The sequence below is a fragment of the Cupriavidus sp. 8B genome (assembly GCF_054589115.1).
The window spans coordinates 69042-81847 of record NZ_BAAILO010000243.1; the positions used below are offsets into that span (position 1 = coordinate 69042).

Sequence of the window (12806 nt, forward strand, 5' to 3'; positions counted from 1 at the left end):
CACCGGCGAGGCCACCGGGCTGGTCGTAGCGTCGGTGGCGGCGGGCGCAGCCTGCGCAGGCGCCGACTGCACCGGCGCGGGTGTGCCGGGCGCTGCGTCTGGCGGTGCGGTCCGCCCGGTGGAGGCTGCGTCGAGCCTGGCGGCCTCGGCTTCGGTCACGTAGTCGAATGCCTTGACCACCTTGACCACGCCGCTGGCATTGCGCGCCACATCGGTGGCGCGCTCGCCCTCGGGCGGCGTGACCACGCCGAGCAGGTAGACGACGCCCTTCTCGGTGACGATCTTGATCGAGTTCGAGGGCACGCCATCGGCGGTGACCAGCATGGTCTTGACCTTGCTGGTGATAAAGGCGTCCTGGCTCTGCGTGACGAACGACGGCGACGAGACGATCTCAAGCTCGTTGACCACCTCACGCGCATTGGGCAGCCCCTTTACGTATTGGTCGATCTGCTGCTTGACCGTGTTGTCCTTGGCTTCGCCGGTCAGCAGCACCTTGCGGTTGAAGACCGACACGCTCACGCGGGCCTGGCCGTTGTAGCGCGAGTTCAGGGTGTTCTCGGCTTCGAGCTGCAGGCCGCGGTCGATGGTCTGGGTGGCGGTAGGCCGGCGGTCGGTGGCCATGGTCACGCCGCCTGCCATGCCGGCGGCGATGACCGGGAAGCAGCCGGTGAGCTGCGTGGCCGCGACGGCCAGGGCCGCCACCATGGTGGCAGTGCGGGCCAGGCGTGGCAGGTGCCCGGTCAGCCGGGCGGCGCGGGATTCACGCGAGTTGGGCAGAGTCGTCATGCGGTCCTTGCTGAAAGCGGTGAGGCAAAAAAAAGGGCGGTGGTGGCAAAAAGGCGGCAGCACCGCGCGGCAGGCTTGGGTGGGCGCAGGCCTCACCCCTCGCCCAGCAGCGCTTCGTCGATGCCGTCGCACAGGCAATGCAGGGTCAACAGGTGCACTTCCTGGATGCGCGCCGCGCGCTCGCTGGGAACGCACAGGTGGACGTCGAACTCATCGAGCAGGCCGGCGAGCTCGCCGCCGCCCTGGCCGGTCAGCGCCACCACGCTCATGTCGCGCTGCTTGGCGGCCAGCACCGCGGCGATCACGTTGGCGGCGTTGCCGGAGACGGACATGGCGAGCAGCACGTCACCCGGCTGGCCGAGCGCTTCCACCTGCTTGGAAAACACCACGCTGAAATCGTAGTCGTTGCCGATGGCGGTGAGGACGGAGCTGTCGGTGGTCAGCGCGATCGCCGCCAGGCCCGGGCGCTCGCGCTCGAAGCGGCCGATCAGGTCGGCCGCGAAATGCTGGGCATCGGCGGCGGACCCACCGTTGCCGCACGCCAGGATCTTGTTGCCGCTGGTGAGCGCGCCCACCAGGCGTTCGATCGCCGCGGCGATGTGCGGCGCCATCACGGCGGCGGCCTGGCGCTTGGTCTCCGCGCTGTCAAGGAAATGCTGCTGGATGCTATCGATATGCATGGCTCGATCGGCCTTCTTGTTTTCAAACGCTTTTCAAATACGGCATGCGCCGCAAGATACCGCGCATTATGACGCAGGCGCCCGGGCTGCCTGCCGCTTCATTGCGCCGCGCCGGCATCGAACGCATCGCGGATCCATTCGAGCCGGCCCGGCTCCAGCGCGACGACATCCAGCCGGCAGCGCGGCTCAAAGCCCTGCCCTTCCTGCGCGGCCAGGTAATGCGCCGCCGCCAGCAGGACGCGCCGCTGTTTGGCCGGCGTGACGCTGGCTGCCGCGCCGCCATAGGCGCGGCTGGCACGCTGGCGCACCTCGACAAAGACCAGCGTGCCGTCGGCCTCGCGCATGATCAGGTCGATCTCGCCGCCTTTGCAGCGATAATTGCGAACCACGAGCGCCAGGCCTTGCCCCTCCAGGTAGTCCAGCGCGCGCGACTCGGCCCGGGCTCCCCGCGCCTGCGTCGGCGACATCGTGGATTTGAATGATGGTTTCAACGGAAGTTCTCAAGCATGACTGACTGGATCTCCCTGGCGGCCGGCCAGTCCTACCCGTCCGGCACCCTGTATGTGGTTGCCACCCCGATCGGCAACCTGGCCGATCTCTCGCTGCGGGCGCTGCACGTGCTCGGCCTGGTCGACGCCGTGGCCTGCGAGGACACCCGCAATACCGGGCAACTGCTCACGCGCGTGGGGCTGCACCGCCCGCTGCTGGCGGTGCACGAGCACAACGAGCGCGAAGCGGCCGAGCGCATCAACGCGCGGCTGGCGGCCGGCGAGCGCATTGCCTATGTGTCCGATGCGGGCACGCCCGGCATCTCGGATCCGGGCGCACGGCTGGTGGAAGCGGCCCGCGCCGCCGGCCACGCGGTGGTGCCGCTGCCCGGCCCGAGCGCGACGGTGGCGGCGTTGTCGGTGGCGGGCGCGATGCTCGACAGCGGTGACGGCCGCTTCACCTTTGCCGGCTTCCTGCCGCCCAAGGCGCGTGCGCGCGCCGACGCCATCGCCGGGCTGGCCACGCTGGACCATGCCTGGGTGGTGTATGAGGCGCCGCACCGCATCGCTGACACGCTGGCGGCGCTGGCCGCCGCGCTGCCGGCCGGCCGGCGGCTGCTGATCGGCCGTGAGCTGACCAAGCTGTTCGAGGAAATCAAGGTGCTGCCCGTGAGCGAGGCGCCGGCCTGGCTGGCCGCCGATCCGTCGCGCGCCAAGGGCGAGTTCGTGCTGGTGGTGGAAGGCGCATCGCCCGTGGCGGCGGAGGCAGGCCTGCCCGACGCCCGCGCCCAGCAGGTGCTGGGCCTGCTGCTGGCCGAGTTGCCGGCCAAGCGGGCCGCCAAGCTCGCCGCCGCCATTACCGGCGCCCCGACCGATGCGCTGTACCGGCTGGCGCTGGCCCAGCGCGCCGAAGACAGCACCGACGACGAAACCACGGAGTAAATCGAACTGGAGAGTGAGGCTGGCGCCGACGGCGTCGCGGACCTGGCTTGGCTGCATGGTCCGCGCCACGGCTCAGCGGCTCTTGCGCTTGGTGCTCGCCGGCTTGCGCGTCTTGCGGGCCGTGCGCGCTGGCTTGGCCGGGTTGTCGGCCAGTTCGGAACCGGTGTAGGCATCGTCGCCGCCGTCGCCCGCATCGTCGTCGCTTGGCGCGATCTGCGGCCCCAGCGCTGCCACCTCGGAGCGCGACAGGCGCCGGATCTCCACCTGGGTCGAGCCGTGCTCGGTGAAACCGAGTCGCTTGGCGGCGCCGTAGGACACGTCGAGGACGCGGTTGCCGTGATATGGCCCGCGATCGTTGATGCGAACAACCGCTACCTTGCTGTTGCGCAGGTTGCGCACCAGCACCCAGCTATCGAGCGGCAGCGAGGGATGCGCGGCGGTCATCGCGCGCATGTCGAAGCGCTCGCCATTGGCGGTCTTGCGGCCATGGAAGCCCTTGCCATACCAGGACGCCATGCCACGCTGCTCGTAGGAACCGAGATCGGGCCGCAGGCCTTCCAACGATCCCTGGCCCCTGCCTTCGCCCAGCGAACCGGTGCTGCCCCAGCGGAACAGGCCCCAGCCGTTGCCGTTGTCTTTCTGGGCTTGGTCCGTAGGTGCGCCCTTTGCCGCTTTGCCCGGCTTGGCGGGCTTTGCGCTTCCCGGGGTGGCGGCGGTGGGCCCGCCCTCCTGCGATTGATCCGCCGGCGGGATCGCACAGGCGGCCAGCGCCAGCGCGCACGAAGCGTGCAGGCACAGGCGGACGATCCGCCCGGGGCGGGAAAGATAGGGGGCTAACCAAGGCATCGCGGGAGTCTAGCATCACGCAGTTACACCTATGGCCCTTGATTATGTTACGAATTGTCTGTAACAGACGGTAAAAACCGTACCCGATTCGGCGGCTGTGGGGCGCAATGCCAGTCCTGGCAAGGCTTTCACGGGTGTGATGCCCGCATGGCTTGATGTCTTTGCCGCGCTGCCTCGCGCAGCACGTTCCAGTATGCCCGACGCTACAATGCGAGGACTATTCCAATCGCGGACCCGCCGGCGGCTGCGCCAGTTGTGGCGCATCAGGCGCTCGCGGCGTCCGCGACGTCCTGTGTTCCCCCTCCCGAATTCCACTCCATGCAAGTCCTACTGATTCCCGTGACGCCCTTCCAGCAGAACTGCGCGCTGCTGATCGACGAGACCACCGGCCGCGCCGCGGTGACCGATCCCGGCGGCGACCTTGACCGCATCCATGCCGCGGTCAAGGAGCACGGCGTGACGCTGGAGAAGATCTTCCTCACGCACGGCCATGTGGACCATTGCGCGGGCGCCGCGTCGCTCTCGCGCGAACTCGGGATCCCGATCGAGGGGCCGCACGAGGAAGAGCGTTTCTGGATCGAGCAATTGCCGGAGCAAACGCGCCGCTTCGGCTTTGGCCACGCCGAGGTCTTCGAGCCGCAGCGCTGGCTGGACACGGGCGACACCGTGCAGTTCGGCAGCGAGACGCTGGAGGTCTACCACTGCCCGGGCCACACGCCCGGCCACGTGGTGTTTTTCTCGCGCGCCAACCGGCTCGCCATCGTGGGCGATGTGCTGTTCGCCGGCTCGATCGGCCGCACCGACTTTCCGCGCGGCAACCACGCCGACCTGATCCGCTCGATCCGCACCCATCTGTGGCCGCTGGGCGAAGACGTCACCTTTGTGCCCGGCCACGGACCGGTCTCCACCTTTGGCGAGGAGCGCAAGAACAACCCGTACGTGGCGGACCACCTGATTGATGTGGGCTAGTGGCCTAGTGGCGCCTAGTGGGCTAAGCCCGCAACCCGCTTTCCCCGGACTTCATTCCCAAGGCAGGACATGGCCAAACGACAGGCACCTGACACCCGTCCCGAGATCTATGTAAGCACCGACGTGGAGGCCGACGGCCCCATCCCGGGGCCGCACTCCATGCTGTCGTTCGCCTCCGCCGCCATGCTGGCGGACAAGACCGTGCTGAGCACCTTCTCGGCCAACCTGGAAACGCTGCCGGGCGCCGCCGGTCATCCGGCCCAGATGCAGTGGTGGCAAACCCAGCAGGAAGCCTGGGCCGCCTGCCGGAAAGACCTGGAGCCACCCGAGCGGGCCATGGTGCGCTATGTGGAGTGGGTGGAAAGCCTGCCCGGCAAGCCGGTCTTCGTGGCCTTTCCGGCTGGCTTCGATTTCACCTGGATGTTCTGGTACATGATGCGTTTTGCCGGCCGCTCGCCGTTTGGCTGGGCCGCGCTCGACATCAAGACGCTGGGGTTCGCCATGACCGGGCTGCCCTACCGCAGGACCGTCAAGCCGGCGTTGCCCGCCGCATGGAAGGACCCGCTGCCGCACACCCATGTGGCGCTGGACGATGCGCTGGAGCAAGGCGCGCTGTTCTGCAACATGCTTGCGGAGCTGCGCGCGCGGCAGGCCACGCTGGCCGCCGCCGATGCTGCTGCCAAGGCCGCGTCCGAAGGCGATGCATCGCCGGCCACCCCGGCAGCCTGAGCCTGCTCGCCGGCAGATTGCCGGCGGCCACCTGCGCCAGCTTCGCATCCTGTGTGGCGCCAGCTATAGTTAAGATGTATATGGCATCCGAACCCACCCTGTCTCAGGGCTGCCGCGGTGCCACGCCATATACGGCTTACACGGCCTCGCGAGCCACGCCCAGGAGGTGTCGCCCATGCGTTTCCATCCCGACCTGCACTTGCGCCAAATGGTCGGCCGGTTGCACTGGCCGCACGCGACGCCATCTTCGCGCGAGTCCACCCGCCCGCATTCCCTGGAGGAAGACGCCGAAGTCGCCAAGGCCACGGTCTACGTGAGCGCGGTGACGCTGGTGATCCTGCTGGTAGTCCTGGCGGCAATCGCTTTCGGCCAGGAGGCCATGCACTGGCTGGGTGTTCATTAGACGACCCGCCTGAAGCAAATCAGCCTCCCTGACCGGGCCGGCCCCCACCTAGGTGGGGGCCGGTTTTATTCTGGGGCCAAGGTTTGCGGGTGCGCTGCCGGTGCCGGCTCAGGCCAGCAAGGGGGCGACGTTCTCCGGCGGACGCCCGATGGCGGCGCGGCGGTTGCGCACGACCAGCGGGCGTTGCAGCAGGATGGGATGGTCGGCCACCGCGCCCAGCACCTCGGCATCGGTCAGGCCCGGATCGGCCAGGCCCAGCTCCTTGTAAGGCGCCTCGTTGTTGCGCACCATCTCGCGCACCGGCACGCCCAGCATGGTATGGAGCTGCTTGAGCGTGGACAGCGTGGGCGGCGTCTTCAGGTATTCCACGATCTCCACGGGCTCGCCCAGCCGGCCGGCGGCTGCCTCGACCAGCGCGAGGGTTTCACGCGATTTCGAGCAACGGGGGTTGTGATAGATGGTGATCATGGCGGTACTCCTGGTTCGACTGATGCCCCTGGCCCGTCCGGCTCCGGGGCTGAAACCCGCACTATACAAGCGGCGCTGCCTGCCCGCATGCCCCCGAGAGGTGGCATATCAGCTCAAGGCGGGCTTTCCTTTTCGGGTGCAAGCCGTAGCAGGGCCGCCACGGTGGCGCGCAGCCCGGCGCGCAGCGGCTTGTCGTGGCGCAGCACCAGCGCCAGCGTGCGCGCCAGCGGCGGGGCAAGCGGGCGCACGGCGATCCGCGCGCGCGGCTGGCCTGGCGGCAACGCCATGCCCGGCAGCACCGAGTAACCCAGCCCGGCGCCGACCAGCTCCTTGATCGCCTCGACGCTATCAAGCTCCATCACCGGGCGCGCGCTGATGCCGGCGCGCAGGAACCATTCGTCCACCAGCCGGCGCGTATTGCCGCCGGGCGAAAACAGCACCAGCGGCCTGCCGGCCAGATCGGCCGGCGTCACTGTGGCCGGCAGCGCAGCGTCGTCGGCCGGGCCGATCGCCACGAACGGGTCTTCCAGCACCGGCGTGATGTCGAACATCCGGCCGGAGGCAGGCAACGTCACGAAGGCCAGGTCCAGGGCGTTGTCTTCCACTCCTTTGAGCGCCTCGCCGGTGTTTTCCGTGCTGACCACGATCTCCAGCGCCGGCATGGCGCGGCGCAGGTCGCGCAGCACCGCCGGCAGCAGGTAGATGCAGGCGGTGGCGCCGGTGCCCAGCCGCACCCGGCCGATCACCCCGCCGGCGTGGCGCGCCATGCTGTCGTCGGCGGCGGCCAGCGCCCCGGCCACGCCGCGCGCGTGCGCCAGCAGATCCTCGCCGGCTGCGGTGGGCAGCACATGGCGTCCCACCCGTTCCAGCAGGCGCAGGCCATAGCGCTGCTCAAGCTGGCGGACCTGCAGGCTGACCGCCGGCTGGCTCAAGCCGAGGCGCTCGGCAGCCGCCGAAAAGCTGCCAAGATCGCAAACCAGCGAAAAGGCCTGCAGGAAGTCGGGATTGAGATGCCGCATGGCAAAGAATTTCTTATGCGCTGCATAAGTCAGCGAAGCTTCCTTTATAGCATCGGCGCAAGGTAAGGTTGCAGCGTGCCCCGGCCCTTGCCTGCTGCGGGGCAACTCGCTGCAACACGGCTTCCATCCCTGTTTCGCTTTTCCTCCGGCATCGACTACGCTCGATCCGGCCCACCTGCCCAGACCACTCGCCGCGCCAGCATCATGAAAGCCCCTCTCGCCACACTCAGCGCCGCCTCCGCCACGCCGATGGCCGTGGCCAATGCCACCGTCGCCGTCCAGGCCTGCGCCAGTCTGTCGATCCGCGACGCCACCGGCGAGGACATCCCCGCCATCCAGGCCATCTACGCGCACCATGTGCGCCACGGCCGCGCGTCGTTCGAGGAAGTCGAGCCAGGCGTGGACGACATCCGCCTGCGCCATGCCGAGGTGAAACGCCAGGGCCTGCCCTACCTGGTGGCCGAGCGCGGCGGCGAGGTGCTGGGTTACGCCTATGCGTCCGCCTACCGCACGCGCAGCGCCTACCGCTTTGCCATCGAGGATTCGGTCTATATCGACGAGCGCTACCGGGGCCAGGGCCTCGGCCTTGCGCTGCTAGCCGCGCTGGTGTCGCGCTGCGAGAGCGGTCCGTGGCGGCAGATGGTGGCGGTGGTGGCCTGCACGGCCAGCGGAGAAGGCGCGGGCTCGCTGGCGTTGCACGAACGGGTGGGCTTTCGCACCATAGGCAGGCTGCAATCCGTCGGCTTCAAGCACGGGCAGTGGATCGATACGGTGTTGATGCAGCGGCCGCTGGGGGATGGCGACGAGACGCCGCCGGTGGAGTGCGCGGCCAAGGCGTGAAGCCTGGCTAGCTCAAGCTGGCGGGCAGTGGATTTACCGCGATTAATTCTTGGAAAGAATTTTCAGTAAATCGTTGCTAATAGTGATATTCATCCGGCGCATGATCTTGCGATCAAGGCTGACGAGGGAGCGCAGCGAACGCCCGCCCCCTCCTCTGGCCCCAAGGCTTGAATCCGCCCTGGAACCTTCACACCTCCATCAACCGATCAGGTCCGACAGCGCCAGCGCCACCACCTTGGTGGCACGGTTCAGGTCGTTCAGGCGCAGGTTCTCGTCCGAGTTGTGGCCGCGGGCTTCCATCAGCGTGCGCGGGCCGGCGCCGTACAGCACGGTGGGGATGCCGTACTTGGTGTAGTGGCGGGCATCGGTGTAGAGCGGCACGCCTTGCACCGGAATCTCCACGCCGAACACTTCCTCGGCGCGGCCCTTCAGGGCGCCGATCAGCTTTTCCACGCCCGGCAGTTCCGACAGCGGCTCGGCCAGGATGATGCGCTCGACCTTGACCTCGATGCCCGGACGATCCTTGGCAGCCTTCTCGACCACGGCGCGCAGCTCGCCTTCGGCGTCGAAGCCGATTTCCTCGGGGATCATGCGGCGGTCGACGCGGAAGGTCACCAGGTCCGGCACCACGTTGGTGTTGATGCCGCCCTTGATCAGGCCAACGTTCAACGTGGCGGTATCGATGCCCAGCGTCTTCGACTTGCGCGTGGCCAGTTCGGCGCGCAGGCCGTAGATGGCTTGCAGGATGTGGGTGGCGGCCTCGATCGCGTCCACGCCGGTGTGCGGCATGGCGGCGTGGCCTTGCTTGCCCTTGACCGTCACTTCGACGTGCAGGCAGCCGTTGTGGGCCGAGGTGATGCCGTAGGAGAAGCCCGCCGAGATGGCGTAGTGGGGCTTGCTCAGGCCTTGGTCGAGCAGGAACTTGGGACCGATGTCGCCGCCGGTTTCCTCGTCATAAGTGAATTGCAGTTCCAGCGTGCCGTTGAGCTTGGCGCCTTGCTTCTCGGCTTCCATCAGCGCCAGCACGGCGTAGGTGTAGGTGGCGAAGTCCGACTTGGACACGGCCACGCCGCGGCCGTACATGACCGGGCCGTGCTCGCTGTCGGCGATCTCGCCGCCGTACGGGTCCTTGGTCCAGCCCAGGCCCGGGGGCACCACGTCGCCGTGCGCGTTCATGGCGATGGTCGGGCCGCCCGTGCCGAAGGTCTTGCGCACCAGCAGGTTGGTGGCGCTGATCATGCCGGCGGCCTTGACCAGTTCGTCCGGCACCTTGTGCGCTTCGACCTTGAAGCCCAGGCCTTCCAGCAGCACCTTGGCGCGCGCGCCGTGCGCGTCGCAGTCGCCCGGCGGGTTATCCGAAGGCACCTTGACCAGTTCGGCCAGGAAGGCTTCCTGCGCGGGGCGCTGGGCGTCGATGTAGTTGGTGAGCGTGGTCTGCAGCGGGTTCACGTTGTCTCTTGCGGTCATGGTTATTCTCGAAAAAGTCTAAGTCTCATCAGGATGACGGATGCGGGCGCTTTACTGCTGCCGCGCGGAGTGCTTGTCGAAATGCTCGACGAAATCGCCGAATACGGCGGCCGCGCTGGCGGCGTCCTCCGCGGTCATGATTTCGGTGGGGTGATGGCTGATGCCACCGTTGCCGCAGCGCACAAAGAGCATCGCCACATCGGCAATGGCCGCGATGGCCATGGCGTCATGGCCGGCGCCAGAAGGCAGGTGCCGCACAGGCAGTCCCTGGCGGGCGATGGCATCCGCCCATTGCGTTTGCAGCCAGGGCGCGCATGGCACGCTGACGGCCTCGTGGGTCTTGCGGATCTGCACGCGCACATTGCGGCGGGCGCACACGCGCTCGATTTCCGCCAGCACGTCGTTGACGGCAGCCTGGCGCACGGCGTCCTCGCCGGCACGGATGTCGATGGAGAAGACCGCGCGGCCCGGCACCACATTGGCGGCGCCGTTGGGCACGTTGAACTGGCCGATCGTGCCGACCAGTCCGGGCAGGCCGCCGCAGCGGCGCTCGATGAACAGGCCGACCTCGGCGCCAGCCATGGCGGCGTCGCGGCGCATGTCCATCGGCACGGTGCCGGCGTGGCCGGCCAGCCCTTCCAGCTCCACGATGAAGCGGCTCGCGCCGGAGATCGCGGTCACGACACCCAGCGACAGCCCTTCATTGAGCAGCACCGGGCCTTGTTCGATATGGACTTCCACGAACGCCAGCACCTGCTCGCGCGAATGCGCGGCGGCCGGCAGCCCAGCGGGATCGAAACCTGCCGCGTGCATCACTTCGCGCATGGTCTTGCCCGAATCGTCCACGTTGTCGAGCACATTGGTGTCGAAGGTGCCGGCAATGGCGCGGCTGCCCAGCAGCGTGGCCTTGAAGCGCACGCCCTCTTCCTCGGCAAAGCCCACCACCTCGATAGCGAACGGGAAGCGCTTGCCCTGGCGGTGCCACTCCGCCACGCAGGCGATCGGCAGGATCACGCCGAGGTTGCCGTCATAGCGGCCGCCATCGCGCACGGTGTCGAAGTGCGAGCCGGTGAGCAGCGCGGGCGCATCGGGCGTGGTGCCGTCGTAGCGGCCGATCACGTTGCCGGCGGCGTCGCGGCGCACCGTCATGCCGGCTTCGCGCATCCACTCGGCGAGCTGCGCGGCGGCGCCGTGGTGCGCCTCGGTGAGATAGGTGCGGGTGAGCATGCCGGGCTGCTCGGTGTGGACGGCCAGGGTATCGGCCCAGGCCATGATGCGCGCCCCGGTTTCGGTAGCGGGCTTGAGGGTTGCTGCCATGCGTGTCTCCTGCTGGAAGTGCGCGAATGCGGTGGCGCCGGATCATGCAAGCCCCGCGCCAGCGGCACCGCGCTGGTGCCGGGCCGGTGCCTAGGGAAAGTCCCAGGGGCGCCGCGACTCTCGTTCGAGAGCTCTATTCTGTGCGATTCATGGTAGCACAGTGAATTCAAAAATTGCATACAAAAATGATATGCACTATATTGGCTTCCACGTTACGACAATTCGCTGCGGACAATCCGATCCGGACAGCGAGTTGCGTGGATTCCGCTCCAACAGAAGGGCCAATCCGCGAAGCGCCACAGCCCTCACCCGGCTTTCGCGCCCGGCACGTCAGGCCGGCCTTCCCGCAAGCGGGCAGCCGGCAATTCCTGCAGCAATGACAGGACGCGCCAGCCACAGACCTGGACGTGTCCGCATGGAGACAACGATGCACCCAGCAGCCCCGCTACGGCCCGCTTCCGGCCGCCCCCAGTCCGCTTTCACCCGCTTTACCCGCTCCCTGTTTGGCCAGGTCTTGATCGCCCTGGTGCTGGGCACCGCACTCGGCCTGTTCTTTCCTGAGTTCGCCGCCAAGCTCAAGCCGCTTGGCGATGCCTTTATCAAGCTGATCAAGATGCTGATTGGCCCGATCGTGTTCTGCGTGGTGGTGGCAGGCATCTGTGGCGCCGGCGAGCTGAAGAAGGTGGGCCGGGTCGGCATCAAGGCGGTGCTGTATTTCGAAGTGGTCACCACCATCGCGCTGGCGCTGGGTATTGCCCTGGCCTATATCTTCCACCCCGGCACCGGCATGAACGTGAACCCGGCCTCGCTCGACGCCTCGGCCATGTCCGCCTACGTGGACACCGCCGCCAAGGTCAAGAGCGCGGGCATGGTGGACTTCCTGCTCAAGCTGATTCCCAGCACGATCATGGGTGCGTTCGCCAGCGGCGACGTGCTGCAGGTCTTACTGGTTTCGATCCTGTTCGGCTGCGCGCTGTCGCTGGTAGGCGAGCGCGGGCGGCCGCTGGTATCGATGATCGACACCTTTTCGCACACCTTGTTCAAGATGATGGGCTTCATCATCAAGCTGGCGCCGCTGGGCGTGCTGGGCGCGGTGGCCTTCACCGTGGGCAAGTACGGCATCGGCTCGCTCAAGCAGCTCGGTTACCTGGTGGTGGTGTTCTACGGCGCCGTGGCCCTGTTCGTGCTGGTGGTGCTGGGGACCGTGATGCGCCTGTGCGGCTTCTCGGTAATCAAGCTGATCCGCTACCTGCGCGCCGAACTGCTGGTGGTGCTGGGCACCGCGTCGTCCGACAGCGTGCTGCCGCAGATCATGAAGAAGCTTGAGTTCATGGGCATCAAGAAATCGGTGGTGGGCCTGGTGATCCCCACCGGCTACTCCTTCAATCTCGACGCCTTCTCGATCTACCTGACGCTGGCCGCGGTGTTTATCGCCCAGGCCACCAATACGCCGCTGGCGCTGGGCGACCTGCTCGGCATCCTGGCCGTCGCCCTGGTCACGTCCAAGGGCGCGCACGGCATTCCCGGCTCGGCCATCGTGATCCTGGCGGCCACGTTGTCGGCCCACCCTGCGATTCCCGCTATCGGACTGGTGCTGGTGCTGTCGGTCGACTGGTTCATCGGCATCGCCCGTGCCGTCGGCAACCTGATCGGCAACTGCGTGGCAACCGTGGTGGTAGCCGCCTGGGAAAAGGACATCGACCGGGCGCGCGCCCACGATGTGCTCAACGGCAAGATCGACGCCAGCGACCTCGAAGCGGGCTTTGCCCCGGCGCCTCACGGGGCCGCCGCGGCCACCCCCGGGGCATCCCCGCTGCCCGGCGCGGCCGCGGGGCGCTAGAATCTCGGCATT

General features: G+C 67.8%; 14 protein-coding genes. 6 read left to right on the plus strand and 8 right to left on the minus strand.

Annotated features, from left to right (window positions below):
• The 3 genes from ACYP5B_RS23190 to ACYP5B_RS23200 form a co-directional block, all read right to left on the minus strand.
• The coding region (locus tag ACYP5B_RS23190) for a BON domain-containing protein (RefSeq protein WP_459571228.1) at window positions 1–786 on the minus strand (786 nt) is incomplete at its 3' end.
• A 92-nt stretch (window positions 787–878) separates the two neighbouring features.
• Window positions 879–1466, minus strand: coding sequence for a phosphoheptose isomerase (locus ACYP5B_RS23195; RefSeq protein ID WP_400094472.1), 588 nt, complete (start codon window positions 1464–1466; stop codon window positions 879–881).
• 98 nt (window positions 1467–1564) lie between these two features.
• The gene (locus ACYP5B_RS23200; RefSeq protein ID WP_459571251.1) at window positions 1565–1933 is read right to left on the minus strand and encodes a YraN family protein; all 369 of its coding nucleotides are present in this window, start codon (window positions 1931–1933) and stop codon (window positions 1565–1567) included.
• Window positions 1934–1972: 39 nt separating this feature from the next.
• On the opposite strand from ACYP5B_RS23200, the gene rsmI reads away from it, so the two are divergent.
• Window positions 1973–2896, plus strand: coding sequence for a 16S rRNA (cytidine(1402)-2'-O)-methyltransferase (gene rsmI, locus ACYP5B_RS23205; protein WP_400094471.1), 924 nt, complete (start codon window positions 1973–1975; stop codon window positions 2894–2896).
• A 72-nt stretch (window positions 2897–2968) separates the two neighbouring features.
• Here rsmI and ACYP5B_RS23210 read toward each other — a convergent pair whose 3' ends face one another.
• Complete coding sequence (locus ACYP5B_RS23210) at window positions 2969–3742, minus strand: septal ring lytic transglycosylase RlpA family protein (RefSeq protein WP_400094469.1); 774 nt, start codon at window positions 3740–3742, stop codon at window positions 2969–2971.
• Window positions 3743–4060: 318 nt separating this feature from the next.
• Between ACYP5B_RS23210 and ACYP5B_RS23215 the strand changes: the two genes are divergently transcribed.
• From ACYP5B_RS23215 to ACYP5B_RS23225, 3 genes are all read left to right on the plus strand, one after another.
• A complete protein-coding gene (locus ACYP5B_RS23215) occupies window positions 4061–4711 on the plus strand; it encodes an MBL fold metallo-hydrolase (RefSeq protein WP_400094468.1) in 651 nt (216 codons plus the stop codon).
• Window positions 4712–4780: 69 nt separating this feature from the next.
• Window positions 4781–5440, plus strand: a complete 660-nt coding sequence (locus ACYP5B_RS23220) for a 3'-5' exonuclease family protein (protein WP_400094466.1) — start codon at window positions 4781–4783, stop codon at window positions 5438–5440.
• A 175-nt stretch (window positions 5441–5615) separates the two neighbouring features.
• Window positions 5616–5843, plus strand: coding sequence for a hypothetical protein (locus ACYP5B_RS23225; protein WP_318231777.1), 228 nt, complete (start codon window positions 5616–5618; stop codon window positions 5841–5843).
• Between the two features lie 108 nt (window positions 5844–5951).
• Here the strand turns inward: ACYP5B_RS23225 and arsC are convergent, their stop codons facing one another.
• Window positions 5952–6311 carry an arsenate reductase (glutaredoxin) gene (gene arsC, locus ACYP5B_RS23230; protein WP_318231778.1) on the minus strand — a complete coding sequence of 120 codons (360 nt, stop codon included), beginning with the start codon at window positions 6309–6311 and terminating at the stop codon, window positions 5952–5954.
• Between the two features lie 113 nt (window positions 6312–6424).
• Entirely contained in the window at window positions 6425–7330 is a 906-nt protein-coding gene (locus ACYP5B_RS23235) for a LysR family transcriptional regulator (RefSeq protein ID WP_459571229.1), read from the minus strand.
• 249 nt (window positions 7331–7579) lie between these two features.
• Between ACYP5B_RS23235 and ACYP5B_RS23240 the strand changes: the two genes are divergently transcribed.
• Window positions 7580–8170 (plus strand): N-acetyltransferase family protein, encoded by a 591-nt coding sequence (locus ACYP5B_RS23240; protein ID WP_459571252.1) that lies wholly within the window; start codon window positions 7580–7582, stop codon window positions 8168–8170.
• Window positions 8171–8368: 198 nt separating this feature from the next.
• On the opposite strand, the gene ACYP5B_RS23245 is transcribed toward ACYP5B_RS23240, so the two are convergent.
• A complete protein-coding gene (locus tag ACYP5B_RS23245) occupies window positions 8369–9637 on the minus strand; it encodes a M20/M25/M40 family metallo-hydrolase (RefSeq protein ID WP_459571230.1) in 1269 nt (422 codons plus the stop codon).
• Between the two features lie 51 nt (window positions 9638–9688).
• Window positions 9689–10954, minus strand: a complete 1266-nt coding sequence (locus ACYP5B_RS23250) for an allantoate amidohydrolase (RefSeq protein WP_459571231.1) — start codon at window positions 10952–10954, stop codon at window positions 9689–9691.
• A 427-nt stretch (window positions 10955–11381) separates the two neighbouring features.
• On the opposite strand from ACYP5B_RS23250, the gene ACYP5B_RS23255 reads away from it, so the two are divergent.
• Window positions 11382–12794 (plus strand): C4-dicarboxylate transporter DctA, encoded by a 1413-nt coding sequence (locus ACYP5B_RS23255; RefSeq protein ID WP_459571232.1) that lies wholly within the window; start codon window positions 11382–11384, stop codon window positions 12792–12794.
• Window positions 12795–12806 lie beyond the last annotated feature (12 nt).